The 24,705-nt window shown below is 45.6% G+C and carries 20 protein-coding genes; 8 read left to right on the top strand and 12 right to left on the bottom strand.

The features are described from left to right. The first annotated feature begins 13 nt into the window (after positions 1–13). Positions 14–3,472 carry a zinc-dependent metalloprotease gene (locus KO537_RS20520; protein WP_173247877.1) on the top strand — a complete coding sequence of 1,153 codons (3,459 nt, stop codon included), beginning with the start codon at positions 14–16 and terminating at the stop codon, positions 3,470–3,472. A gap of 99 nt (positions 3,473–3,571) precedes the next feature. On the opposite strand, the gene rho is transcribed toward KO537_RS20520, so the two are convergent. Together rho and trxA are read right to left on the bottom strand one after the other, a co-directional pair. Then, positions 3,572–4,837, bottom strand: coding sequence for a transcription termination factor Rho (gene rho / locus KO537_RS20525; protein WP_011787892.1), 1,266 nt, complete (start codon positions 4,835–4,837; stop codon positions 3,572–3,574). 209 nt (positions 4,838–5,046) lie between these two features. Next, positions 5,047–5,373, bottom strand: a complete 327-nt coding sequence (gene trxA, locus KO537_RS20530) for a thioredoxin TrxA (RefSeq protein ID WP_105250415.1) — start codon at positions 5,371–5,373, stop codon at positions 5,047–5,049. A 152-nt stretch (positions 5,374–5,525) separates the two neighbouring features. Here trxA and rhlB point away from each other — a divergent pair, with 152 nt between their 5' ends. Both rhlB and KO537_RS20540 read left to right on the top strand, forming a co-directional pair. Next, positions 5,526–6,842, top strand: a complete 1,317-nt coding sequence (gene rhlB / locus KO537_RS20535; protein WP_063884693.1) for an ATP-dependent RNA helicase RhlB — start codon at positions 5,526–5,528, stop codon at positions 6,840–6,842. Next, the gene (locus tag KO537_RS20540) at positions 6,843–7,769 is read left to right on the top strand and encodes an exopolyphosphatase (protein WP_219235591.1); all 927 of its coding nucleotides are present in this window, start codon (positions 6,843–6,845) and stop codon (positions 7,767–7,769) included. It abuts the gene before it with no gap. A 78-nt stretch (positions 7,770–7,847) separates the two neighbouring features. On the opposite strand, the gene KO537_RS20545 is transcribed toward KO537_RS20540, so the two are convergent. The 10 genes from KO537_RS20545 to nadC all read right to left on the bottom strand — a co-directional run bounded on the left by KO537_RS20545 (position 7,848) and on the right by nadC (position 17,101). Further along, positions 7,848–8,384: a thioredoxin family protein gene (locus tag KO537_RS20545; RefSeq protein ID WP_106649212.1), complete on the bottom strand. Its 537-nt coding sequence runs from the start codon at positions 8,382–8,384 to the stop codon at positions 7,848–7,850. Between the two features lie 230 nt (positions 8,385–8,614). Then, the gene (gene mutT, locus KO537_RS20550) at positions 8,615–9,007 is read right to left on the bottom strand and encodes an 8-oxo-dGTP diphosphatase MutT (RefSeq protein WP_131523409.1); all 393 of its coding nucleotides are present in this window, start codon (positions 9,005–9,007) and stop codon (positions 8,615–8,617) included. A 78-nt stretch (positions 9,008–9,085) separates the two neighbouring features. Then, positions 9,086–9,295 (bottom strand): DNA gyrase inhibitor YacG, encoded by a 210-nt coding sequence (gene yacG, locus KO537_RS20555; RefSeq protein WP_006083355.1) that lies wholly within the window; start codon positions 9,293–9,295, stop codon positions 9,086–9,088. Between the two features lie 73 nt (positions 9,296–9,368). Next, positions 9,369–10,103, bottom strand: a complete 735-nt coding sequence (gene zapD / locus KO537_RS20560) for a cell division protein ZapD (protein ID WP_173247868.1) — start codon at positions 10,101–10,103, stop codon at positions 9,369–9,371. Further along, positions 10,096–10,713, bottom strand: coding sequence for a dephospho-CoA kinase (coaE, locus tag KO537_RS20565; RefSeq protein ID WP_219235593.1), 618 nt, complete (start codon positions 10,711–10,713; stop codon positions 10,096–10,098). The genes zapD and coaE overlap by 8 nt, the downstream gene beginning before the upstream one ends. 161 nt (positions 10,714–10,874) lie before the next feature. Then, positions 10,875–11,801, bottom strand: a complete 927-nt coding sequence (locus tag KO537_RS20570) for an A24 family peptidase (protein WP_219235595.1) — start codon at positions 11,799–11,801, stop codon at positions 10,875–10,877. 32 nt (positions 11,802–11,833) lie between these two features. Continuing rightward, positions 11,834–13,102: a type II secretion system F family protein gene (locus KO537_RS20575; protein ID WP_219235597.1), complete on the bottom strand. Its 1,269-nt coding sequence runs from the start codon at positions 13,100–13,102 to the stop codon at positions 11,834–11,836. A 150-nt stretch (positions 13,103–13,252) separates the two neighbouring features. Continuing rightward, complete coding sequence (gene pilB, locus KO537_RS20580; RefSeq protein WP_219235599.1) at positions 13,253–14,965, bottom strand: type IV-A pilus assembly ATPase PilB; 1,713 nt, start codon at positions 14,963–14,965, stop codon at positions 13,253–13,255. A gap of 88 nt (positions 14,966–15,053) precedes the next feature. Next, positions 15,054–15,470 (bottom strand): prepilin-type N-terminal cleavage/methylation domain-containing protein, encoded by a 417-nt coding sequence (locus tag KO537_RS20585; RefSeq protein WP_219235601.1) that lies wholly within the window; start codon positions 15,468–15,470, stop codon positions 15,054–15,056. Positions 15,471–16,219: 749 nt separating this feature from the next. Beyond that, the gene (gene nadC, locus KO537_RS20590) at positions 16,220–17,101 is read right to left on the bottom strand and encodes a carboxylating nicotinate-nucleotide diphosphorylase (protein WP_105250404.1); all 882 of its coding nucleotides are present in this window, start codon (positions 17,099–17,101) and stop codon (positions 16,220–16,222) included. A 258-nt stretch (positions 17,102–17,359) separates the two neighbouring features. Between nadC and ampD the strand changes: the two genes are divergently transcribed. The 5 genes from ampD to aceF all read left to right on the top strand — a co-directional run bounded on the left by ampD (position 17,360) and on the right by aceF (position 24,692). Further along, positions 17,360–17,923 carry a 1,6-anhydro-N-acetylmuramyl-L-alanine amidase AmpD gene (gene ampD / locus KO537_RS20595; protein WP_219235603.1) on the top strand — a complete coding sequence of 188 codons (564 nt, stop codon included), beginning with the start codon at positions 17,360–17,362 and terminating at the stop codon, positions 17,921–17,923. Between the two features lie 81 nt (positions 17,924–18,004). Beyond that, entirely contained in the window at positions 18,005–18,856 is an 852-nt protein-coding gene (gene ampE / locus KO537_RS20600; RefSeq protein WP_198573092.1) for a beta-lactamase regulator AmpE, read from the top strand. A 310-nt stretch (positions 18,857–19,166) separates the two neighbouring features. Further along, a complete protein-coding gene (gene pdhR, locus KO537_RS20605) occupies positions 19,167–19,919 on the top strand; it encodes a pyruvate dehydrogenase complex transcriptional repressor PdhR (RefSeq protein ID WP_105250401.1) in 753 nt (250 codons plus the stop codon). 81 nt (positions 19,920–20,000) lie between these two features. Further along, the gene (gene aceE / locus KO537_RS20610; protein ID WP_105250400.1) at positions 20,001–22,667 is read left to right on the top strand and encodes a pyruvate dehydrogenase (acetyl-transferring), homodimeric type; all 2,667 of its coding nucleotides are present in this window, start codon (positions 20,001–20,003) and stop codon (positions 22,665–22,667) included. Positions 22,668–22,679: 12 nt separating this feature from the next. After that, entirely contained in the window at positions 22,680–24,692 is a 2,013-nt protein-coding gene (gene aceF, locus KO537_RS20615) for a dihydrolipoyllysine-residue acetyltransferase (RefSeq protein WP_219235606.1), read from the top strand. The last annotated feature ends 13 nt before the right edge of the window (positions 24,693–24,705 follow it).

A 24,705-nucleotide genomic window follows, 5' to 3' on the forward strand; every position in this document is an offset into this window, starting at 1 on the left:
TTAAGAGGAATCTATGAAGAAGTCCATGCTATGTCTGGCGATCACCAGTGCACTGACCCTTGTGGGGTGTGGTGCCGGCGATGAGCCTTATAAAGAACTCCCGAAAGATGAAAAGCAAGTCACCACTGCCGACATCGATAAAGCAACTGAGCGGCAATATCTCTACATTCGCAGCGTGGGTAAGGCTCCGCGTTATGCTGCCGAGGTGCGAGGTTTTACCCAAGGTGATCCTAAGTTGGTGACCTTGCATAAAACAGAGAATGGTATCCAAGTACGTCAAATTGACCGAGATAATATCGGACTAGGTCATGACAGTCGTTATCCTAATGAGTATAACCAAGCGCCAGTGTTAACCATTCCTGGCGAATATATCGACTTTAAATGTACCGAAGATAAATGGCGTGAGTGCGTTAACGTTGAGCAAGTTAATACAGATGCTAATTTAACATGGCAGGATAAGCGCTATTTTGTCCCTGATTTTGCCAAAGCCAAAATTGCCGAGTTGAGCATTAATGACATTTTCACCTTTGGAGAATGCGTTACTGAAACAGAAGCCCCGCGTCTAGTGAATACTCAAGGCCAAAAAGGCTATGAGATGGATTTAGCTAAGGGCGTGGTTAACTTTGAAATTGAGCATACTTATCAAGCTTCACCAAGTTGCTTTAACCAATTTTACGGTGGCAACCTCGACAACCTATCCTTTACGACCACTGAGTTTATTTCGATTGTGGCGGTGGATCAATTAGCCAGTAAAGACTATCAAGCGATTCCCTATGCTGAAAATGAAAAGGGAGCATTTGGTTTCTTTACCTCCTCACATACCTATCGTGATGCGACTGACTCAGAGGGCGTTGACGGGTATGTGCGAACTTACTTAAATCGCTTCAATCCGGCCAAATCGGAACTGACTTATTACCTGAGTAATAATTTCTACGATGCGAAAAATAAACCCTTTTTGGATGCTGCCATTGAGTCTGTTACGGCAATTAACATTCAAAACAAGTTGTATAAAACTGGTTTTCCACAGATAAAGCTTGAGCAAGCAAACGATAAACGCCATGGCGATCTACGTTATAGCAACATCACTTTATTCGATGAGCCGCTAGATAATGGCTTGGCGGGTTATGGTCCATCAGCGGCAAACCCGCTAACAGGTGAAATTGTTAGTGCGCGAGTTAATCAATACAGCTCGAATCTAAAACAAGGCGCAGTACGTTACTATCGCCAAGTGCGTTTAGATTATAACAGAGGTAAATTGGACGCGAATTCAGTGACGTCGTTAACGGGTGAGCCATATGTCTCTCGTTTGGACAAGCCAGATGTCAGCCTAGACACCGCGCCAGTTGAGGCGGCTGCATTTGAGCAACCCACTCAGCAACTTATCGCTGCACCCAAATCGATGTTATTAACTCCCAAGGATAATAGTTTCGATGCCTTAGCGGATTTTGATAAAAAAACACAAGCGTTTTGGTCTGAAAACTCAATGATGCATGTGGATACCGTGTTTGCTACGGGTGGTAGTGATCGTGAATTACCTCGCGGCATCAAAGGTCATGAAATTGACTGGAAAAAAGCTGAAATGTGGGTTGATGGCAAAGTGGGCGGTAAGTTAGCGGCATTTGAAGATCTGCCCATAAGTTTACAAGACTCCTTAACGACAGCCCTAGCCGCGCAAGCATTTGCTGGCACCTTAACCCATGAGTTAGGACATACCTTTGGCTTAAGGCATAACTTTGCTGGGAGTCGCGACCACGACAATACCTTTAACCAAGCGCAACTGACGGAGTTAAAAGTCGCCTTTAGCGATGCGGGTTACCCAGAAATTACCGTTAATGCCGAGTTTTCCAGCCAAATGGATTACAACGTGAATCGGTTTGCGACCACGTTTGAACCCTATGACTTAGCCGCGTTACGTTTTGGTTATGCCCGTGAAGTAGAAACGAAGGCCAACGAATTTGTGTCGCTCAAAGCGGAAGATGTCAAACGCCGTGACGAACTCGCCAAAGGGGTTGTTAATGGAGATACTCGATTTGGTGTGCTCTATAACATTGAGCAAAACAATAGCCTACGTCAGTATTCTTACTGCACTGATGAACATGTGTCCCTTAACAGCAACTGTAATCGTGGTGATGCAGGTAAAAACTTAGATGATATTAATCAGTTCTATATCGAGAAGTATTTTGATAGCTACGAGACCATGAACTTACGCCATAATCGTCAATCTTTATTTGAAGATCATAGCCTAAGTTACGCCATTAATCGTAAAGCTCAGTTTGATGAAATACGTCAATTCATTGAAGATGTGAGCTTTTTAGAGCAATTATTTGGTCTATCTGAAAACTTTTTCGCTGGTGAATGCGAACGATTGGCGGCGGCAGGTAGCGAGGCTTGGTATTGCGCGAATCAGCGGGCGATGAATCAGTCGGCAGATTTCTTCCTTAAGCTGGTGGGAGAAAATGATGCGACCCTCGATGTGACATACAAGCAAGCCGATGGCAGCGTGGCCTTAAGACAGCAGTATAATTTTGGCAAAGTGCTTGAACAATATCGTTTTAAAAGCGGCGATATGAAGGCGAAGTTTGAGCCAGGTGAGGTGATAAGTCAGTTCTCTGATTCTCCTGAAGCCTTGAAAGAGCTGATCATTAAATCGCAAATTAATCCTAAATTTCAGGATTTATTAACGGCGGATGTCAGCTTTTCGGGTCGCTTACTCAACGGTATTAAAACGCCTGCATCCTCACCTAACCATCCCTATGTGAATGAGCGCGACGTCTTGGGGGTGTGGCCAGATAAATTGTTAGCCGTGAGAGCCTTAGTATCACGTACCACCCCACGTAGTACATCGAGTCTTGGTTATAAAGCATTGGTTGATTTACCTAATGTGGGTCCGGTGTTCAAAGATATGTTGTGTAAGATGACCATGGGCGAAGGCCCAGGGCTAACTCGTGGTAATGCACCCCTCTTTACCGAAAGCTGTGGTGTGAGTGGTAAGCTCGATAGCTATTTGCCTTATTACACTGATTTTGCGCAACAAAGTATTGAGCCATTACCTAATTACGACCGTTCGGTATCACGTTACTTCCAATTCGATACTGTTAACGGGCAGCCAAAAGGTAAGAGTAATTTACTGCAGATGATATTACGTCAAGTGGTGCTTGCATCCGTGGACAGTGACTATCAAGGCGAGCAAAAAGCCAGGCTATGGCGTGAATACGTTGGTATTCGTTTAGCTGGCCCAGCATTGGCGACTCAAGCAGAAGTGACGGTAAATGGCCGAGTGTACGCGGCAACCGCAGAAAACACCTTAGCACTTGCGCTGATCAACCGAATTAAAGAGATGGAAACCTTTAAGACGCAAGCCGGGGAGGCCACGCTTGCCATCAAGTTAAACAATGGCACAGTAGGTGAGATCATTGATAGCCAGTTAAGTCGAGATCAGTTAGTGCTCAGTTACTTACCTGTGCTTGATTAAGTCACTTGAATCAAGATTAGCCGCACCCGCGGCTTTTTTAATACATAAACAAAAGGCCGCTCAGTGAGCGGCCTTATTATTCATGCAATCTTGTATGGCTTAAGACTTAGTGCGTTTCATGGCGGTAAAGAACTCTTCGTTAGTCTTGGTCATCGCCAATTTATCGATTAAGAATTCCATTGCGCTGACTTCATCCATAGGATTGAGGATCTTACGCAGGATCCACATTTTTTGCAGTTCTTCTTGAGTCGTGAGTTTTTCTTCACGACGGGTACCGCTGCGGTTGAAGTCAATGGCTGGGAACACGCGCTTTTCTGCCGCTTTACGTGACAAATGTAGCTCCTGGTTACCTGTACCTTTAAATTCTTCGTAGATCACTTCGTCCATCTTAGAACCCGTATCAACCAAGGCTGTGGCGATAATGGTCAAGCTGCCGCCGTGTTCGATGTTACGTGCCGCACCGAAGAAGCGTTTTGGACGGTGCAGGGCGTTAGCATCCACACCACCCGTTAACACTTTGCCCGATGATGGGATAACAGTGTTATAAGCACGGGCTAAACGGGTAATCGAATCGAGTAAGATAACGACGTCTTTCTTGTGCTCAACCAAACGTTTTGCTTTTTCAATCACCATTTCGGCAACTTGAACGTGACGGCTGGCTGGTTCATCGAAGGTTGATGCGATAACTTCGCCTTTAACGAGGCGCTGCATCTCTGTTACTTCTTCTGGGCGTTCGTCGATCAGCAATACCATCAACACCACTTCTGGGTTGTTGTAGCTGATGCTTTGAGCAATACCTTGAAGTAATAGCGTTTTACCGGCTTTTGGTGGTGCAACGATCAAACCACGTTGACCTTTACCAATCGGTGAGCATAAATCCAGAATACGCGCGGTAATATCTTCAGTTGAGCCGTTGCCGCGCTCCATACGCATACGTTCTTCTGCGTGGAGTGGGGTTAAGTTTTCAAAGAGGATTTTATTACGGGAGTTTTCTGGTTTATCGAAGTTAACTTCGTTGACTTTCAATAGAGCAAAATAACGCTCGCCTTCTTTTGGTGGGCGAATTTTACCAAAAATGGTATCACCCGTTCGCATGTTGAAGCGGCGAATTTGGCTTGGTGAGACATAGATGTCATCTGGACCAGCTAAATAAGAACCGTCTGAGCTGCGTAAGAAGCCGAAACCGTCTTGGAGTATTTCTAATACCCCACCACCGAAAATGTCTTCTCCACTTTTTGCGTGGGCTTTAAGGATTGAGAAAATAATGTCCTGCTTGCGAGCGCGGGCCATATTTTCGAGCTTCATATTTTCAGCTAGCGAGACTAGGTCAGAAATCGGCGTGTCTTTTAATTCAGTTAAGTTCATTTTGGGGGTCTTGTGTTACGCGACAAAGCTTACCGCGATCAATCAGTAAGGATGTAATTCAGGATAGTGATTGACGAGCGAGAAGAGGTTATTAGAAAGAATCTGGTTATTAAAGTAGCACTAACAAAGCGGGGCGTCCAGAAATTTAGGGAAATTCCGGCACAATTAATTTATAGCTTGTGCCGGAGGTCACTCATTACGACGTCAAATTAGATTTGAGCGTCGATAAACTCTTTCAATTGCGTTTTTGAGAGTGCGCCAACTTTAGTCGCGGCTAATTCGCCGTTCTTGAATAGCAGTAAAGTTGGGATGCCACGAACGCCATATTTCGCTGGAGAAACATTGTTTTGGTCAACGTTTAATTTAGCGATAGTCAAGCGACCTGCATATTCTTCAGACACATCGTCTAAAATTGGAGCGATCATTTTACAAGGACCACACCACTCGGCCCAGAAGTCTACCAATACTGGCAAATCAGACTTTAATACGTCGTTTTCGAAGCTGTCGTCACTCAGGTATATAATTTTATCGCTCATGATGTTCTCCAGTTTGGGTGCCATTGCTGGTTTGTTAATGGCTTACCATGTATATTGGGGCTGAAAAATAGCTTTTCAAGTTACCTTTTTACAATGTGGCTATTTCAAACGATCGAGTATCTTATTGCAACCTCAACAGGTAAGCTTGCGCTATGAGCGAAACACATCTATCTACCCAAAGGTTTGCCGACCTACCTCTACATCCTGAGGTTAAACAGGCCCTTGCCGAGAACGGCTTCGAATTTTGTACGCCGATCCAGGCGTTATCACTGCCTGTATTACTCCAATCAAAAGATATCGCAGGCCAAGCACAAACGGGCACTGGTAAGACAATGGCCTTTTTGGTCGCCACGTTTAATCATTTATTATCGACTCCCATACCTGAAGGTCGACTGATTAATCAGCCCCGCGCCATCATTATGGCCCCGACTCGCGAACTGGCGATTCAGATTGCCAAAGATGCGATTTTACTCGCTAAGCACACACACTTAAAAGTGGGTATTGTTTATGGCGGTGAAAGTTACGATGTGCAGCGTAAAGTATTAGATCAAGGTGTTGATATCTTGATTGGTACAACGGGTCGAATTATCGACTACGTTCGCCAAGGTATTATTGGCTTGAATTCAATTCAGGCTGTGGTACTTGATGAAGCCGATCGTATGTTTGATCTTGGTTTTATTAAAGATATCCGCTTCTTATTTAGACGTATGCCTGAGGCAAATCAACGTCTTAATATGCTATTTTCGGCAACCTTGTCCATGAAAGTACAAGAGCTGGCTTATGATCATATGAATGAGCCCGTTAAAGTTGAAATCGCCCCCGAAGAAAAAACCTCCAAAAACATCAAAGAAGAAATCTTCTATCCTTCCCAAGAAGAGAAGATGCGTTTGCTGTTGACCTTGATTGAAGAAGATTGGCCAGAAAAAGCCATTGTTTTCTCCAACACTAAGCACAGTTGTGAAACGCTTTGGTCTTGGCTTGAAGGTGACGGACATCGTGTGGGTTTATTAACGGGTGATGTGCCACAGAAAAAGCGTATTCGTATCCTTGAGCAATTTACCAGTGGCCAGCTAGATATATTGGTTGCTACTGATGTTGCGGCTCGTGGTTTACATATTTCTGACGTTTCACACGTGTATAACTATGATTTACCTGATGATTGCGAAGACTATGTTCACCGAATCGGTCGTACGGGTCGTGCGGGTAACAAAGGCATGTCGATAAGCTTTGCCTGTGAAGAGTACGCATTGAACTTGCCTGCAATCGAAAGCTATATCAATCATTCGATTCCAGTAAGTAATTACGACAGTGAAGCTTTACTGGCCGATATTCCTACGCCAGCGAAGATCCACCGTAAACACCCTAGCGGCACTCGAAACTTGCGTGATCGTTCAGGGGCAAGCCGGCCAGGTGCTCAACGCAGTGGTGCTCGCCCTCCTCGTCATGATAGGACACGTAGACATTCGTAAATGCCAACACCCGCTTATGCCGCTATAACATTAGGCTCAAATAGTTTTAATATGCTGATCGCCAAAACGCGTGGTGGTCAGCCGCATATTATTGCGAAATATAAACGCAAGGTGAGGCTCGCCGAAGGCATAGGCAACGATGGCAAATTAAGCCCCGATGTCATGCAGCGCGGCCTCGACTGTTTGAGTATGTTTGCCCAGATGTTGGTGCAACATAAGATTGAAGCAAACCATGTCGCTGTGATTGCTACCGCAACCCTTCGCAGTATTAGCAATGCCGATGAGTTTAATCGGCGTGCATTGCCACTCTTAGGTCATCCGATCGAAATTATCTCTGGTATGCGTGAAGCAGAGCTTATTTATCAAGGTATGGTGGCGACCACTTGTGGTCAAGGCCGTCGCTTAGTTATTGATATCGGTGGGGCGAGTACAGAGTTTATCATTGGCGATGGGCATCAAGTGCTGTTCAAAACCAGCTTGCCCTTTGGTAGCGTGACTTATAATCGCCAATTTTTCAGCAGTTTGCCGCTGCAGCAGTTAGATTTCGATGATGCTAAGCAGCAAGTGCTAACCGCATTAGCTGAGCATAGACAAACCCTACGTGATCTTGGTTGGCATTGTGTCGTTGGTGCCTCCGGGGCTGTACAGTCCGTGGTAGAAGTGCTACTCCACCGAGGGTTATCTGAAACTATCACACTCGATGTGCTTACTCAGTTGAAGGCTGAGATCCTCACTCAAGAAGATATTAGCTTAATGGGGATTGCTGGGCTTTGCAGCGAGCGAGCACCGACTTTTGCTGCGGGTGTCGCTATTTTATTGGCTTTGTTTGAGTTGCTGGGGATCGAGCATTTAGCCTTATCTGGCGGCGCGTTACGTGAAGGTGTTTTAGTGATGTTAGCTCAGCGTATTATTGACGAAGTCAGCTAATATTTTATTGAAACATGATAAAAACCAAAGGCCGCGATGCGGCCTTTATTGTTTGTATATTCTTTGTACTGTGTACGATTATTTCAATAAATCGGCGAGATCTTTTTCTAAGGAAACCGTTGGGCGCTCTACGATGCGGCCAACTTCTTTACCTTGCTGCAGTACAATAAAGGTCGGTATACGGGTAAAGTCGTATTTTGCGGCTAAGCCTTCGGGATCTTTTTTCGTTCGATCGACACCAATATAGGTCACTTTAATATTGGGATTAGTGACTTCTTCCATAATACGGATAAAGCGCGGCGTTTCCCGGTGACAATCTGGGCACCAAGTACCAATGATCACTACAATTTCTGTAGGTTCAGTGATGCTTTTAAGCGGGGTGATTGCAGTGGTATCGACTTGATAGGTTTTATACCCTTCAGCAAACTCATTGAGATCTGTGACTAAATGTTGTGCTTCTACTATGCCAGTTAAAATCACTTCTTGTTTCTCCTCACTGCAGGTCGCAATTAAACCCTGTTGTTGTTCTTCAAATCCACAGCCACCATTGGCTAGTACCTGACAACTAAAAAATAAGGCGGTAGTGGCTAGGAATGCCTTAACGTTATTGTGCATGATGCGCCCTCGAAATCGAAGAGAAAGAATGAAATTCGATTCAAACATTATTCTGGATACGATTAAAGCGATTAATTGATTTGCTGCAAGCAAGATCACGCATTGCTAATATCTATCAGCTTAACGATCACATAATTACATGTTTTTCGGAGTTAAGGCATTGAAAAAGTTCATCCCCGAATCGTGATTCGGGGACAGAACACATTGAGAGGATAAGGTAAATTGCTTTATTACTGAGCCAGAATTTTTTCAAGAATAGGCTTATTAGCCTCGGGGAAGTCGTAATTGGTTAAGTCGGTTTTAGTGACCCAAGCGATAAGCTGACCTTCAAGGCCTTGAGCTGTGCCGTTAAATTCGGTGACTGAATGGATATCGAGTAGCACTTGTTTATCGGGATAGTCGAAACTTAACGCCATAAATGGCTGACTATCAGTGACATTGAGCGCGACTTCCTCTTTGAGTTCACGGATCAATGCCTGAGTGACAGTTTCGCCTGTCTCAACCTTACCACCAGGAAATTCCCATTTTCCACCTTGATGTAAATGATCTGGGCGTTTTGCCAACAGAATTTCACCGGCCGAGTTAGTAATAATGCCGACGGCAACATGGATGCGTTTAGTCATAATATTTATCGATTAATGAGTGGGTAAAAGTAAGTGCATTAAAGGCTTGAGCTGAGTTATTCGTGTGTAAACCCAAAATTACTCTTTAAAAAAATCGCCTTCATCGAGATCAAATTCATCAAATGCTTCTGGATCAAATTCGGCTTTGACTGGGATGACGTGTTTTTCTGACGCCCAATCGCCGAGGTCGATCAACTTACAGCGCTCGCTGCAAAAAGGTTTAAATGCAGATTGTGGCACCCACTCGACAGGGGCTTTGCAAATAGGGCAGTTAACGGTCAATGGCATAATTGTTCTCTTGGTTAACGGCGATAAAGCGGCCGCCAATACGAATGTCTTTCAGGCCATTAGTGTAAAGGCTTCATGCACAGGTAGCCAGTAAGAAATCAATTGAACGGTCGGAGTGGCGTTGTTGTTCAAACTGCACAAAATGGATAGCGAAACGGTTTTTATGGCCGCTAATCGTAGGATAACACCCGTGGGAAGCATCGACTTTAACCCTTACCAAAGCAAGTGCTTGGGCACTGTCACCTTGATAAAAGCCAGCATGGGCAACGGCATTGTCGTAATGGGCTGTACTGCGGGTGAGTTGGAGTAATAGTGTGATGGGGGTGAGCAAAGGTTCGAAATGCGCTATCCAAGAGCGATAATCGTGCTGTTTTTCTTCCCAAGGTTTAGATAGCCAATAATGCAGTTGCGGTAGGTCGAAGTTACAGCAAGCACCTGGCATGCCGAAGCGTTGTCGTAGCGCGGAAATAAATTTGTCTTGTTTTAATTGGCTGCCGAAGCGTTCAGGCTTTTGTAACGGTTCGCGGGCTTGGGTGAGGGCGTTGATATAGATATTGATTTGCTGGTGGTCGACGTGATCTAATTCTTGCCATTTGTTCAGTTGCAGCAAGTGCCGCTCAATATCTTTTAATACTTCATTGCGATAATCGCAGCGTTCGGACAATTCACAGAGGGAAAACAGCGGATAAAAACATCTATGTTGGTGGTCATTGCTTAGGTTACTTTGCAGCTGTTTATCGAGGTATTCGAGCCGCAAGTAGCTGCGAATTTTCTCGTTTAGGGGCTGTTCGTAAACTAATTCAGTCATGGGCGTTATGAGTACCAGATAGTTGTAAATAGTGTTGGTGCAATGCTAGCACCTCTCGTTTTAAGGCTGATATCTCTCCTTGATTATCAATAATGTCGTCGGCTCGGGCGAGTTTTTCGCTGCGGCTCAATTGGCTGTTAATGATGTTATTTACTTGAGATGCATCAACATTGTCCCTTTTCACGGTGCGGCTGATTTGCAACTCAGGCGAAATATCCACCACTAAAGTCCGATTGACTAACCTATCTAACCCGTTCTCAAATAGCAAGGGCACGACCATAATTACATAGGCAGAGGTTGCTTTTTCTACCTGTGCTAGCATTTCTTGGCGGATCATCGGGTGCAATAGCTGGTTTAACCATTCACGTTCTTCAGGGTGGCTAAATATCCGTTGCCGCAGTTTGGCGCGATCGAGTTCACCTTCTGGCGTTAATATCTCAGACCCAAAATGGCTAACAATGGCCTCAAGTCCTTTTGAATCCTGAGCGACAACGTCGCGGGCAACGATATCGGCGTCGACTAAGGTAATGCCTTCTGCAGCGAATAAATTGGCAACAGTCGTTTTACCGCTACCAATCCCACCCGTTAAACCAACAACAAATTTGGACATAACTTTCTCTTAAAAGCCAAGAAGGACGCATCTCTACTAGGAGCTAGAGCGCTTCGTTGCTAAGGCGGACTTCGTCCTGCGAGAATCTATAAGGGCGAAGCCCGTTCTGCATTTTCTAGCCGCTGCGTTTTTTGCAGCACCCTAGAAGGACTAAGTCCGCTCTATAGAGTTTCTAAATACCAATCAACAATCTGTTGTCCAAATAGCAAGGCTATCCAGCCTGCGGCAGCAATATAAGGCCCAAATGGGATGGGATTACCTTGCTTGAGGCGTTTACTGACAATCATAGTGATGCCGACGACTGCTCCGACTAAGGACGAAAGTAAAATGACCAGCGGCAGCATTTGCCAGCCGAGCCAAGCACCAAAAACGGCGAGCAGTTTAAAGTCCCCATAGCCCATGCCTTCCTTGCCAGTGAGGATCTTAAATAGCCAAAAAATGGACCACAAGCTTAAATAGCCTGCTGCCGCACCGATAATGGCATCGGTTGGGCTCGCAAAGGTATGATTTAGATTGATGATCAAGCCGAGCCAAAGTAACGGTAACGTCATTTGATCTGGCAGCAGCATCTCATCAAGATCGATACCAGTAAGGGCAATAAGTACAAATGTCAGTATGCTCGCAAAGACAAATTGCCAGCTTGGACCAAAGTGCCACGCTAAAGTCGCAACAAGTAGCCCTGTGATGAATTCAATTATTGGGTAGCGGGCGGAAATGGGGGCGTGACAAGCAGCGCATTTTCCCTTGAGCATTAACCAGCCGAATACAGGTAAATTATGCCAAGGTTTAATCGCCGTTTTGCACTTAGGGCAAGCAGAGCCCGGCACCACGAGATTATATTTTTCGGGGAAGCTATCTATAGGTGTATTGAGTTTATCAATACCGATTTTTGTGACTATCTCAGCGTGGTATTCCTGCAAATACTGATTACATTCTTGCTGCCATTCCCGTTTCATCATCACAGGATATCTGTGGATCACTACGTTTAAAAAACTGCCTATGGTGGCGGCAAAAATAAAGCTTAGCGTAATAAAGAGCCAAGGACTCTGATCAAAAGAGTGGCCCAAAAGAGAGATAAATTCTGACATTTAGTTTTCTTATTTTATTTGAATCGAATGAATTAACTGACGATTTTACCCATTTGGAAGATAGGAAGATACATAGCGACAATTAACCCGCCGACCACAGTACCTATGACTACCATCATAATAGGTTCAATTAGGCTTGATAAACCATCAACCGCATCGTCGACCTGCATTTCATAGATGGTTGAGACTTTATTGAGCATGTTATCCAGCGAGCCGGATTCTTCGCCAATCATCACCATCTGCACTAACATATCGGGGAAGAGCCCTGTGGTTTGCATCGCGACATTCATTTGCATCCCCGCCATTACCTCTTGGCGAATATTCAATATGGCTTTGCGATAAACTGCATTACCCGATGCGCCAGCGGCGGATTCTAAGCCATCAATTAACGGCACACCTGCAGCAAATGTGGTAGCTAAGGTGCGGGCGAAACGAGCCATGGCACCTTTGTGTAAAATCGGTCCAATGGCAGGGATTTTTAGCACGGCTTCGTCTACTCTATCTCGCACCATTTGCGAGTTTCGGTGTGCGCGTACAAACAAAAATACGCCGCCAACAATAGCGGCTAAAAAGATATACCAAGAGGATTGTAAGCCGCGGGAAATATGTAGTACCAGCTGTGTAAAGGCTGGCAGTTCTGCACCAAAGCCCTTAAAAATTTCCTCGAATTGAGGTACGACAAAGAGTAATAACAATGTCGTGACTAAAAGCGCGACTATGACGACCGCTGCAGGATAGAACATGGCTTTTTTAATTTTTGATTTTAGCGCTTCCGTTTTTTCTCTATAGGTGGCGACGCGATCGAAAACCAAATCGAGTGAACCTGAGTGCTCACCCGCGGCGACTAAGTCAACATATAATTCGTCGAAGTAACGTCTATGGGGGCGCATAGCATCGGATAAGGGAATACCCGATTGAATGTCGGTTAAAATAGTACCCAGTAATTCCCGCATTTTAGCTTTTTCATGGCCACGGCCGAGTAGTTCAAATGTCGTTACCAAAGGAACGCCTGCCGCCAACATAGTCGCGACTTGACGTGTCATCATGGCAATATCCATAGGGGTGATGTTGGCTTCACCTAATTTAAATAGTGGAGATGACTGCTTACGAACGCTCTTAGGGTTTACTCCTTGGGATTTTAGCTGGCTACGAATTTCGGCTGCGGTTGCACCTCTAAGCTCTCCTGCCGTTTTTTTGCCGTCGCGATTTATGCCTTTCCATTCGAAGGTATAGATTTTGGGCTGGCTTTTTTGCTCGGCTTTCTTGGTGCGAGGCTTTCTTGTTGTCGTTGCCGTAGCCATAAATGATTCCTGTAAATAAATCGTTCTAGATTTTTAGTTAACTGAACGCTGTGCTTGTAAAATAGTTTGGACTCTAAGATTCAAATATGCGAGTAATGATGCGCTATTGCCTGCATTTTAGACTTAGCTCTAGATGTCTAAAGATTGGATTTAGCCAAAACTGGTTACGCGATTGACTTCTGCGATGCTAGTAACACCGTGGATCACTTTTAATAATCCTGACTGACGTAAATCACGCATCCCTTGCGCTTTAGCTTGGGAGGCGATTTGTAAGGAGTTACCGCCTTCCATGATAGTACGCGCTATTTCATCGGACATCTTCATCACTTCGTAAATACCAACCCGGCCTTTGTAGCCGCCGGAGCAATGCTCGCAGCCCACAGGTTTAAAGGTAGTAAAGCCTTGGGTAATTTGTGCTTGGGCAAAACCTAAACGTAATAGTTCGTGCTCAGGTATGATTTCAGCCTGCTTACATTCGGGGCAAAGTCGACGCGCTAAACGCTGGGCAATAATCAGGTTAACTGAGCTGGCGATGTTATAACCGGGCACGCCCATATTGATTAAACGGGTCAAGGTTTCGGCGGCCGAGTTAGTGTGTAAGGTCGATAATACTAAGTGACCCGTTTGCGCCGCTTTAATGGCAATTTCGGCGGTTTCAAGATCGCGAATTTCACCCACCATCACCACATCGGGATCTTGGCGCAGGAATGAACGTAAAGCGGAGGCGAAAGTCAGGCCGGCTTTTAAGTTAATGTGGACTTGGTTTACGCCTTCAAGGTTTATTTCTACCGGATCTTCGGCGGTAGAAATATTACGCTCTTCAGTATTGAGAATATTTAACCCGGTATAGAGGGAGACGGTTTTACCTGAGCCTGTAGGGCCGGTCACTAAAATCATCCCTTGGGGTTTTGCTAACATCTCAAGGTAAAGTTTTTCTTGGTCGGGCTCGTAGCCGAGCTTTTCAATGCCCAATTGTGCGGAGGATGAATCCAAGATCCGCATTACAATTTTTTCACCCCACAGGGTCGGCAGGGTACTTACCCGAAAGTCGATGGACTTAGTGCGGGAAAGTTTCATCTTGATTCGACCGTCTTGCGGTACGCGGCGTTCGGCGATATCAAGTTTCGACATTACCTTTAATCGCGCCGATAAACGATTTGCAAGGCTAATAGGGGGTTCAGAGACTTCGTGTAAAATACCGTCGATGCGAAAACGAATGCGGTAGCGCTTCTCATAGGGTTCAAAGTGTAAATCCGAGGCGCCTTTACGGATAGCATCGGTTAGAATTTTATTGATATAGATAACAATAGGTGCATCATCACTACTCTCGCCTGCGGACTCTTCATTACGTCTGTCGGTATCTGTTATTTCAATATTGGCTAGAGCTGCTTCATCCATACCGCCTAAATCGAGACCGCTAATATCTACTTCGAGAATTTTCTCCAGTGCTTTGGCTAGTTTATCTTCTTCAACTAGAATCGCTTCGGCGTGGAGGCCTGCACTAAATTGGAAATCTTCGAGGGCGGTGATATTGGTCGGGTCGGATGTGCCTATATAGAGGCGATTTCCCCGTTTAAACAGGGGTAAGCAGCGGTGTTTCTCAATCAGTTTTTTATTGAGGAAGTCCTCAGGAATGGAAGCAAGATCAAACTCATTAAGATCGAGTAGTGGCGTGCCATATTCTTCATAGCAAAGCTCTGCAATAGCACGTGCTGAGACTAGTTTGCTTTGCACTAAGGTGCTGACCAACGCTTGCTTATTTTGGCGGGATTTTGTGATGGCGTTAGCCATCTGCTCTTCATTAAGCAGGCCCTTACGAATAAACAGGGTCGATAAACCTAAATGAAGACCTGTAGATGTCATATTTTCTAATTTATAATCAGCGTAAAAAACGAGGCGGTTAAAAATAAGTTATGTTTTAACCGCCGAAGTTTGAAAACTTAGTTGTTTACTAAATACCAGCACCTTCAACGCATTGTGGTGTTGTTGCGCCTGAACTTACGCTCACAGCAGCATAAGTGACTGTTCCGCCCGGCGCAACTGTAGCTGTTACTTGACAAGCACCATCACTGAATACGACAGCTCCGCCTACACCCTCATCAAAATTTGTAGCTGTACCTGCTAATTCAGGTAAAATGGCATCCACGGTATTGAAATTTGTACATCCAACACCAGTCTGAACACATGTTATCGCTTTAGATGTATATGCACTAACACCTTTCATTGCTGCACCACCGTGAGCTGAACCTACATAATCACGATATGCAGGGAGTGCGATAGCTGCCAAAATACCGATAATGGCAACTACGATCATTAGTTCGATCAGAGTAAAACCCTGAGCTTGTTTCTTTAAATTCATGGCCTTCATTTTTCTCTCCAGCTAACTATTTAGTGACTTACTGTGGTTGAATAGAGTGTTTAACCTAACCGCTGTTTTACTCTATAAATTGTGTTATCTCATCAAACTTTATAACTCATTTATGTCAATAAAATCATTTATATGATCTATGTAACATTAACAGTACACCGATGATCTTGAATGACCCATGTGTAATGACTCATGCTGATTTATCCAAGCTAGCTTTGCTAAATTAGCACTAAGTTAATGCTGGGTTAGCGCTTGTTTGAATAAATTGTTTCGGCAACCGCACCTTAGGCTAACGTTTTCAAAAATATGCCTCTCAAAAAACGTGAACTAGGCAATTTTAAAAAGAATCCCAGTGCTGACCTTAGGTGAGGTTGACCAAACGGCCATCTCGCCTTGGTAAAAGTTAGTACAAAGTTAGGTAAAAGGAAACAAAAATTAAGTATAAAGTACTAATAAAGTGTTGTTTTTGTATAAAAGGCTAACTTATCGACATGTTAGGTTATAACAACTTTTTGACAATGTCAGTTTAGCTGGCGTGTCTTTCGATGTTGTCAAATTGGTGACATGAAATAGTGGCGGGTTGGGTGCTTCGTGAGGGTGAATGCTGAGTATGATAGTACAGACGTAATTTCGTCATTTTGTTTGCTGGAGCCCTACAAAAAAATGCATTTCGCCTTAATATTTTATGAGTGGAATGTGCTTACGGTACTTTGCGAGAACATTCCACTGCCAGCTAACATCTAGCGGTTTTAAGCTTTTAATCTGAGTGATAAATCTAAGGCGCGAACATGCTTAGTGAGTGCGCCAACTGAGATATAATCCACCCCTGTCTTGGCGAATTCGGCTAGGGTATCTAAGGTGACATTACCAGAGACTTCAAGCTTAGCGCCGGCGCCTTTAGCTTTATATTGATTGTTCATTTCAACCGCTTCGACCATCTTAGTGATGTCGAAGTTATCTAACATTATGATATCTGTGCCAGAGTCGAGTGCTAAGGCGAGCTCTTCGAGTGACTCCACTTCGACTTCAACGGGTTTATTCGGGTACAAGCTGCGGGCGGTATCTACGGCTTGTCGAATACCGCCACAGGCCATAATGTGGTTTTCTTTAATCAAAAAAGCATCATATAAACCAATACGATGGTTTTTTCCGCCACCGCAGGTGACGGCATATTTTTGTGCCGTGCGTAGGCCTGGAATTGTCTTGCGAGTATCCAACAAACGAGTGTGAGTCCCCGCCAGTTTATCGACATAATGTTTGGTTAAGGTAGCTACGCCAGAAAGTGTTTGGATAAAGTTCATTGCCGTGCGTTCGCCAGTGAGAATAGCGCGCGCAGGACCTGATAATTCACATAATAGCTGGTTGGGTAATACTAGATCGCCATCATCCACATGCCAATGCAGTGCGACTTCGCCACCGAGTTGGTTAAAAACCTGCTCTGCCCATGCTTTACCACAAAAAACGCCTTCTTCACGGGTGATTAAAGTGGCTTCAGCGTACTTATCGGCGGGGATCAACATTGCTGTGATGTCGCCATAAGCGATGGCTTTGGTTTGATCGTTGATTTCGGTGCCACCTAAGTCTTCACTGAGGGCAGATTTTACTGATTGGCGGATATCATTTTCTAACATAAGCGGAGTCCTTGCATTACGGCCTACTTGCATTTTAGGTTAAGATTACCACGGCCTTAGGTCTCACGGAACAGGTTGGAAGATTGAGCAAAAGGAGTAAGCTGCAGCCTTATTTAAATTGAGAGTGGATGGTTTGCTCCATGATCTCAATGTTAAAAGAGAGCTCCGTCAGTAAGTTCCGTGCGCAGGGTTTCTTCTTTGCTTGGAGGAATACTGTTAGAGTAAGGCGGTATATGTGGCATAGAGGATAAGCTCATCATGCGGTTTGATTCGGGTTGGTGTGATAGTGCGAGGCGTTGTGAGTCGCCACATTTTAATCAACGTCCCTTGAATGAAGTGAGTTTGTTAGTGATCCACAATATTAGTCTGCCCGCAGGCTGCTTTGGATTACCTTACATTGATCAATTATTTCAAGGGTGTTTAGATACTAATGCCGATTCCAGCTTTGCACCGTTGCTGGGCTTGCAAGTGTCGGCGCACTTTTTGATCCGCCGCAATGGCGAGCGTGTCCAATATGTAAGCTGTAATGACAGGGCTTGGCATGCTGGGGTGTCTCGTTATGGTGAGAGAGAGAATTGTAATGATTTTTCCATTGGTATTGAACTGGAAGGCACAGATACTGAGCCTTACACTCCTGAGCAATATCAGTCACTCATCGAGTTAACACAAGCCCTACTGGTAGAATATCCATTGCTGAGTATTGAACGGATTGTGGGTCATTGTGATATTGCGCCAATACGGAAAACGGACCCAGGGCAAAGTTTTGATTGGGAAGGATATTTAGGCAAGTTAAAGGAATATACTCAGGCGTTGCGCTCTTAGTTAATCACTTAACTTTTTGGATTTTAGACGTATTCCATATAAACCTAGACTATTTATGGACAAATTATAGAGGTACAGCCCATGGCATTATTTTCACTCTTGGTCGCCATTTTAGTGGAGCGACTTAAATTTCTTCCTTCATCATGGCAATTTGATCGTTTACTGCAATCCTATCAGACAACATTTTTTGGTGATAAAGCGTCACTGACAAGCGTGATGATGGCGTTGGCGTTAGTGCTACCAGCCTTGTTGGTATATGTTTTATCTTGGTTAGTGGCGGGAATGTTTTGGGGCTTATTAAGTTTAGCACTATGGATTGTTGTGGCCGTGGTTTGTTTTAACCATCAGAAACAGCGTGATATTTTCAAAAAGTATATGCAAGCGGCTTGTCGCTCAGATGTCCAAGCTTGTTACCATTATGCTGCCGAACTCGATTGTAGCGAGTGTTTAGATGCAGTGTCCGAGAAAGACCTAGGTGCCAAAGTGGGTCAAAGTGTTGCTTGGATTAACTATCGTTATTATGGTGCAGTGGCGCTGTTTTTCATTTTTTTAGGTCCAGTCGGTGCAGTACTGTATTGCACGGTACGTTTTTATGCCGAAGAGAATGCCCGTAAATCTCTAGAGCTACCCTTAGTCAACGAAGTGATTACGCTACTGGATTGGTTACCGAGCCGGATTTTCGCCTTTGGTTATGCCTTAAGTGGCCAATTTAGTGAAGGTTTAGCGGCGTGGCGCCGTAATGGATTGACCTTAAATGTGAGCGCTCGCACTGTGGTTGCTGAAACGGCATTAGCGGCACAACCTTTACCAGAGGTCGCAAGTGCACCTATATGTGTACAATCAACCTTAGCATTATTAGTGCTCAGTAAACGTAACTTTACACTTATTGTTGCAATACTTTCATTACTGACTATTTTTGGATTGGTGAGTTGAAAGAAGGACGCTTCGCAGCGAGAATCGAGAACGCTTCGCTGCTAGGGCGTCGCTGTGCTCCTTCTAGTCTAGAACCTAGAATCTATCCGCTGCGCTTTTGGCAGCGCCTAGTGGGGCGAAGTCCGTGCTTTTGTCAAATGGTCTGACCCCATAAACATTTTTTTCCGCTATGCTCTCTCTTCGTGAGTGCTTTTGATCGAGATCGCTTTTAAGGAGTGATCTTCAATCTGGACATCAAAACGCTGATTTGATAAAGTGCGCTCACTCAAAAAAATTGGTAAGACCAATTTACAACGGAGCTGAGCGCCTGATGGCCTATAGTAAAATTAATCAGCCAAAAATTTCTGACGTGATCATGGCGCAATTAGAGCAAATGATCTTAGAGGGGAGTTTACAGCCCGGTCAGAAGTTACCGCCTGAACGCGAACTGGCGATCCAGTTTGAAGTGTCTCGACCTTCTTTGCGTGAAGCTATTCAAAAGCTTGAGGCAAAAGGACTGTTAATGCGCCGCCAAGGCGGTGGTACTTATGTCAAAGAACAACTCTGGCAGACCCTTGCCGATCCTATTGTTGAACTGATGAATTCAGATCCAGAAAGTCAGTACGACTTACTGGAGTTCCGCCATGCCACCGAAGGCATGATGGCCTATTTTGCGGCCCTGCGTGGTACCGACGCCGATATGCAAAATATCAAGCGTATGATCCTTGAGGTGGAAGCCGCCACCGATATCGAACAAAAAGCTGCTGCGATTGTGCGTTTTTATCGTGCTGTGGCGGAAGCGTCACATAACGTGGCTATGTTACACCTCGTTCTTAGTTTAACCCCTGTGCTGCATCAAAATGTGGCGCAAAACCTGGAGCTTTTAAGCCGCCGCGAAGAAGCTTCTACTATGGCTAACGATCACAGACGGGCCTTGCTCGCTGCCATCGTTCGTCGTGATCCCGACGCCGCCAGAGAAGCCTCGAATGAACACTTAAGTTACATCGAAGAGGTGATGTTATCTGTGCGGGAAGAAGATAGCCGGTTGCAGCGAAGCTTGCGCCGTTTAAAGAGTGGCGCTTAAGTTCTGTGATTTAGCTGCCAGCTAAATCGGAATATGCCGCAAACACCATTCATTATCATGTATATAGAGAAGGACAGTGTCATGTCTGAAGATATGCTACAAGACGTAGATCCGTTAGAGACTCAGGAATGGGTTGATGCCCTGCAAGCCGTGTTGGAACAGGAAGGCCCAGAGCGCGCGCATTTTTTACTAGAAAAGCTGATCGATAAAGCGCGTCGTAATGGCACTCACTTGCCTTATAACGCCACAACGGCTTACCTGAACACTATCCCTGCGGGTCAAGAGCCGCACATGCCTGGCAACCAAGAGATGGAACGTCGCATTCGCGCCATCATCCGTTGGAACGCTTTAGCTATGGTGCTTCGTGGTTCTAAGAAAGATTTAGAATTAGGCGGCCATATTTCAAGCTTCGCCTCAAGCGCGACTATTTATGACGTATGTTTTAACCACTTCTTCCGCGCACCCAATGAAAAAGACGGTGGCGATTTAGTGTATTTCCAAGGCCATATCGCCCCTGGTATTTATGCGCGTTCATTCTTAGAAGGTCGCTTAAGCGAAGACCAACTGGCTAACTTCCGTCAAGAAGTGGATGGCAAGGGCCTGTCTTCATACCCACATCCAAAACTGATGCCGGATTACTGGCAATTCCCAACAGTTTCTATGGGCTTAGGTCCTATCCAAGCGATTTATCAGGCGCGTTTCCTGAAATATCTGACTGACCGTGGTCTGAAAGATTGTTCAGCACAAACCGTTTACTGTTTCTTAGGTGACGGTGAGTGTGATGAGCCAGAAGCTTTAGGTGCGATTGGTTTAGCGGCCCGTGAAGAATTAGATAACTTAGTCTTCATCGTTAACTGTAACTTACAGCGTCTTGATGGCCCTGTACGTGGTAACGGTAAGATCATCCAAGAACTTGAAGGCGAATTCCGCGGCGCAGGCTGGGAAGTCGTTAAAGTGATTTGGGGTCGTTACTGGGATCCATTATTGGCCCGTGACACTAGCGGTAAGTTACTGCAGTTAATGGAAGAAACCGTTGACGGTGAATACCAAAACTGTAAAGCCAAAGGTGGCGCTTATACTCGCGAACACTTCTTTGGTAAGTATCCTGAAACGGCCGAAATGGTGGCTAACATGTCAGATGATGACATTTGGCGTTTAAACCGTGGCGGTCATGATCCTGTGAAAGTGTACGCTGCCTTAGATCACGCACAAAAAACCAAAGGTCGCCCAACGGTGATTTTAGCTAAGACTGTAAAAGGTTACGGCTTAGGTGATGCGGGTGAAGGTAAAAACATCGCTCACAACGTGAAGAAAATGGGTATTGAGTCTATCCGTTACTTCCGCGATCGTTTCAATATTCCGATCCCAGATGACCAGTTAGAAGATCTGCCTTTCTATCACCCAGGTCCAGATTCTGAAGAAGTGAAGTACATGATGAGCCGTCGTGAAGCGCTGCATGGTAGCGTGCCACAACGTCGTCAAAAGTTCACCGAAGAGATGGAAGTGCCGTCACTGAAGATTTTCGATTCGATTTTACAGGGCTCTAACGGCCGTGAAATTTCATCGACTATGGCATTCGTTCGTGTTCTGACAGCTCTGCTGAAAGACAAGAAAATTGGCAAAAATATTGTGCCAATTATTCCTGACGAAGCTCGTACTTTCGGTATGGAAGGTTTGTTCCGTCAAGTGGGTATTTATGCTCACGAAGGCCAAAAATATATTCCGCAGGATTCTGACCAAGTTGCTTACTACCGTGAAGATAAAACCGGCCAAGTATTGCAAGAAGGGATTAACGAACTCGGCGCTATGTCTTCATGGGTATCAGCAGCGACGAGCTACTCAGTCAACGATACACCTATGATCCCGTTCTACATCTACTACTCAATGTTCGGTTTCCAACGTATTGGCGACATGGCTTGGGCTGCGGGTGATATGCGTGCTCGTGGTTTCTTAGTCGGTGGCACTTCAGGTCGTACAACGCTTAACGGCGAAGGTTTACAGCATCAAGACGGTCACAGCCACGTATTGGCGAACACTATCCCTAACTGTATTACTTACGATCCAACATACGGCTACGAAATCGCCGTTGTGGTACAAGATGGTATCCGTCGTATGTACGGCGAAAATCAAGAAGATATCTTCTACTACTTGACCACAATGAACGAAAACTATGAGCAACCAGCCATGCCAGAAGGCGCGGAAGTGGGCATAGTGAAAGGTATCTACAAGTTAGAAACGGTTGCGGGTTCAGGTAAAGGCAAAGTTCAGTTAATGAGCTGTGGCACTATCCTTGAACAAACTCGTAAAGCGGCGCAAGCACTGGCGAAAGACTTTGGTATTACTGCCGACGTATTCAGTGTGACCAGCTTTAACGAATTGACTCGCGATGGTCAAGCCGCTGAACGTTGGAACATGCTGCACCCAACCGAAACGCCAAAACAAGCCTATATCAGCCAAGTGATTTCAAGTGATGCACCTGCAATCGTCGCGACTGACTATATGAAGATTTACGGCGAACAGTTACGTGCTTATATTCCTACCGATTACAAAGTGTTAGGTACTGACGGTTTCGGTCGTTCAGACAGCCGCGAGAATCTGCGTCACCACTTCGAAGTGGACGCTAAGTTTATCGTTATTGCGGCACTGAAATCACTGGTTGATCGCAAAGAGCTGCCTGTCGATGTGTTAGCAAAAGCCATTAAAGAATATGGTATCGACGCTGACAAGATCAATCCACAGTACGCGTAAGAGGCAATGAAAATGGCTGAATTAAAAGAAGTTTTTGTTCCTGATATCGGCGGCGATGAAGTGCAAGTGATCGAAATTTGTGTGGCTGTGGGTGATACCCTAGCGGCAGAAGAATCGATTCTTACCGTCGAAAGCGACAAGGCGACTATGGATATTCCAGCGCCTTTCGCCGGTGTTTTAGCCGAATTGAAAGTGGCTGTGGGCGATAAAGTATCTGAAGGTACTTTGATTGCTATGATGCAAGCGGCGGGCGCGGCAGCAGCCGCTCCGGCTCCAGTTGCAGCACCCGCTCAGGCGGCACCAGCATCTGCACCAGTTCAAGCGGCTCCTGCCCCTGTGGCTGCTGCTCCTGCGACGGGCGCAACCAAAGTGGTTGAAGTGACAGTACCAGATATCGGTGGCGACACAGATGTATCGGTTATCGAAGTCCTGGTTGCTGTCGGTGACAAGATTGAAGTTGATAGCGGTTTAATTACCCTAGAAACAGACAAAGCGACGATGGACGTGCCATCACCTTTCGCGGGTGTGGTTAAAGACGTTAAAGTTGCGGTTGGCGATAAAGTGTCGCAAGGCTCTTTAGTCATCATGCTTGAAGTGGGCGGCGCTGCACCTGCAGCCGCGCCAACCGTTGCTGCCCAAGCGGCTCCAGCCGCGACGGTTGCACCAGTGGCCGCAGCACCAGCTGCACCAGCGGCAAGCGTGGTTGCGGTAAAAGAAATTCAAGTGCCGGATATTGGCGATGCCAGCAATGTCGATGTGATCGAAGTGCTAGTCTCTGTTGGTGATGAAATCACTGCCGACCAAGGTTTGATCACCCTTGAAACTGACAAAGCCACCATGGAAGTGCCAGCGCCATTCGCCGGTAAACTGCTGTCTTTGACTGTTAAAGTGGGTGACAAGGTTTCTCAAGGTAGCGTTATTGCGACGATTGAGACTACTTCTGTTGCAACAGTAAGTGCGGGTGCAGCTCCTGCAGCGGTAGCTCAAGCTGCTGTTCCAGCTCCAGTGAGCGCTGCACCTGTTGCAGCCCCAACACCTGCAAGCCGCCCTCCAGTACCACATCACCCAAGCGCAGGTACCCCTGTGTCTACCGGTGCAGTACATGCGTCTCCTGCAGTACGCCGTTTAGCCCGTGAGTTTGGTGTCGACTTGACCCAAGTGACAGGTTCTGGCCGTAAAGGTCGCATCATGAAAGAAGACGTGCAGGCGTATGTGAAATACGAACTGTCGCGTCCGAAAGCGACTGCCGCAACTTCTGTTGGTTCAGGTAATGGCGGTGGTCTGCAAGTGATTGCAGCACCTAAAGTTGATTTCAGTAAGTTTGGTGAAGTGGAAGAGATTCCATTAAGCCGTATCCAGAAGATTTCTGGTCCTAACTTACACCGTAACTGGGTGACTATCCCTCACGTGACTCAGTTCGATGAAGCTGATATCACTGAAATGGAAGAGTTCCGCAAGCAGCAAAACGATGTAGCGGCGAAGAAAAAAGCCGATTACAAGATCACGCCTTTAGTGTTTATGCTGAAAGCTGTGGCTAAAACGTTGCAACAGTTCCCTGTGTTCAACTCGAGCTTAAGCTCTGATGGCGAATCACTGATCCAGAAGAAGTATTTCCACATCGGTGTGGCGGTTGATACGCCAAACGGTTTGGTTGTGCCTGTCGTGCGTGACGTGGATAAGAAAGGCGTTATCGAGTTATCTCGTGAACTGGCTGATATCTCTATCCGTGCCCGTGATGGCAAGCTGAAATCTGCTGATATGCAAGGTAGCTGTTTCACCATTTCAAGTTTAGGTGGTATTGGCGGTACGGCGTTTACGCCTATCGTGAACTACCCTGACGTGGCGATTTTAGGTGTGTCTAAATCTGAAATTAAGCCTAAGTGGAATGGTAAAGAGTTCGAACCTAAATTGATGTTGCCGCTGTCACTGTCATACGATCACCGCGTGATCGATGGTGCCATGGCTGCACGTTTTAGTGTAACGCTGTCAGGAATTCTGTCCGATATTCGTACTTTGGTTCTGTAAGCATATAAGGCTG

Source organism: Shewanella sp. NKUCC01_JLK (assembly GCF_019345615.1).
Classification (GTDB): domain Bacteria; phylum Pseudomonadota; class Gammaproteobacteria; order Enterobacterales; family Shewanellaceae; genus Shewanella; species Shewanella oncorhynchi.

What these genes read in the sequence shown, in the direction of transcription:
- KO537_RS20520 (WP_173247877.1), top strand. Translation starts at nt 14, where the DNA reads ATGAAGAAGTCCATGCTATGTCTGGCGATCACCAGTGCACTGACCCTT.
- rho (WP_011787892.1), bottom strand. Translation starts at nt 4,837, where the DNA reads ATGAACTTAACTGAATTAAAAGACACGCCGATTTCTGACCTAGTCTCG.
- trxA (WP_105250415.1), bottom strand. Translation starts at nt 5,373, where the DNA reads ATGAGCGATAAAATTATATACCTGAGTGACGACAGCTTCGAAAACGAC.
- rhlB (WP_063884693.1), top strand. Translation starts at nt 5,526, where the DNA reads ATGAGCGAAACACATCTATCTACCCAAAGGTTTGCCGACCTACCTCTA.
- KO537_RS20540 (WP_219235591.1), top strand. Translation starts at nt 6,843, where the DNA reads ATGCCAACACCCGCTTATGCCGCTATAACATTAGGCTCAAATAGTTTT.
- KO537_RS20545 (WP_106649212.1), bottom strand. Translation starts at nt 8,384, where the DNA reads ATGCACAATAACGTTAAGGCATTCCTAGCCACTACCGCCTTATTTTTT.
- mutT (WP_131523409.1), bottom strand. Translation starts at nt 9,007, where the DNA reads ATGACTAAACGCATCCATGTTGCCGTCGGCATTATTACTAACTCGGCC.
- yacG (WP_006083355.1), bottom strand. Translation starts at nt 9,295, where the DNA reads ATGCCATTGACCGTTAACTGCCCTATTTGCAAAGCCCCTGTCGAGTGG.
- zapD (WP_173247868.1), bottom strand. Translation starts at nt 10,103, where the DNA reads ATGACTGAATTAGTTTACGAACAGCCCCTAAACGAGAAAATTCGCAGC.
- coaE (WP_219235593.1), bottom strand. Translation starts at nt 10,713, where the DNA reads ATGTCCAAATTTGTTGTTGGTTTAACGGGTGGGATTGGTAGCGGTAAA.
- KO537_RS20570 (WP_219235595.1), bottom strand. Translation starts at nt 11,801, where the DNA reads ATGTCAGAATTTATCTCTCTTTTGGGCCACTCTTTTGATCAGAGTCCT.
- KO537_RS20575 (WP_219235597.1), bottom strand. Translation starts at nt 13,102, where the DNA reads ATGGCTACGGCAACGACAACAAGAAAGCCTCGCACCAAGAAAGCCGAG.
- pilB (WP_219235599.1), bottom strand. Translation starts at nt 14,965, where the DNA reads ATGACATCTACAGGTCTTCATTTAGGTTTATCGACCCTGTTTATTCGT.
- KO537_RS20585 (WP_219235601.1), bottom strand. Translation starts at nt 15,470, where the DNA reads ATGAAGGCCATGAATTTAAAGAAACAAGCTCAGGGTTTTACTCTGATC.
- nadC (WP_105250404.1), bottom strand. Translation starts at nt 17,101, where the DNA reads ATGTTAGAAAATGATATCCGCCAATCAGTAAAATCTGCCCTCAGTGAA.
- ampD (WP_219235603.1), top strand. Translation starts at nt 17,360, where the DNA reads ATGCGGTTTGATTCGGGTTGGTGTGATAGTGCGAGGCGTTGTGAGTCG.
- ampE (WP_198573092.1), top strand. Translation starts at nt 18,005, where the DNA reads ATGGCATTATTTTCACTCTTGGTCGCCATTTTAGTGGAGCGACTTAAA.
- pdhR (WP_105250401.1), top strand. Translation starts at nt 19,167, where the DNA reads ATGGCCTATAGTAAAATTAATCAGCCAAAAATTTCTGACGTGATCATG.
- aceE (WP_105250400.1), top strand. Translation starts at nt 20,001, where the DNA reads ATGTCTGAAGATATGCTACAAGACGTAGATCCGTTAGAGACTCAGGAA.
- aceF (WP_219235606.1), top strand. Translation starts at nt 22,680, where the DNA reads ATGGCTGAATTAAAAGAAGTTTTTGTTCCTGATATCGGCGGCGATGAA.